Source organism: Tersicoccus solisilvae, assembly GCF_014643255.1.
Lineage (GTDB): Bacteria > Actinomycetota > Actinomycetes > Actinomycetales > Micrococcaceae > Tersicoccus > Tersicoccus solisilvae.
Window position 1 is genome coordinate 1 of record NZ_BMJI01000105.1, and the last position, 520, is coordinate 520.

1 protein-coding gene is annotated in these 520 nt (G+C 49.2%); it reads right to left on the minus strand.

Annotation, left to right across the window (positions count from 1 at the left end; genetic code table 11):
• Positions 1-491, minus strand: a 491-nt coding sequence (locus tag IEX22_RS16460; RefSeq protein ID WP_188669303.1) for a hypothetical protein, incomplete at its 3' end; no start/stop codon positions are given.
• Positions 492-520: the final 29 nt, after the last annotated feature.

The following is a 520-nucleotide window of genomic DNA, read 5'->3' on the forward strand; positions in this document are numbered from 1 at the left end:
TAGTCATAACCACCGCCAAAACAATCTTCATCATACAGCTGGGCTGAAATCTCGCTGACCGCGCCAACTTCAGGAATAAGAGGCAGGCGTTGCAAGGTTAAGTCCGTATCCTTGCCCATCTCATAAAACAGCACCAGCAAGGCATCACCACCACTGTTGACAACACCCTGGACACTACCAAATTTACTTTGATAATCATGCAGTAAACGGCATTGCTGCTGCGCGGGATCGTACAGATAGAAAGCACCAAATTGGTTGCCAAAAACACAGGCGCCATCCCGGGTTTGCCCTTTCAGGGTCACCAGTCCCTTGGATGAACTCAACTCGGCAGCCCAAAGCAGTTCGGTGCCACCTTCATCGAACGGACGCATCTGCAATAGATGGAGAACCGGGCCACCTATATCAGACTTTACTTTCAGCAACCTGGGGCCCAATTCGCCCCCCTGGGCGTATCTCTCTGGATACGGGGCAAAATCCAAAATCTCAATCACAAAACAACCCTTTGTTATTTATGATAATT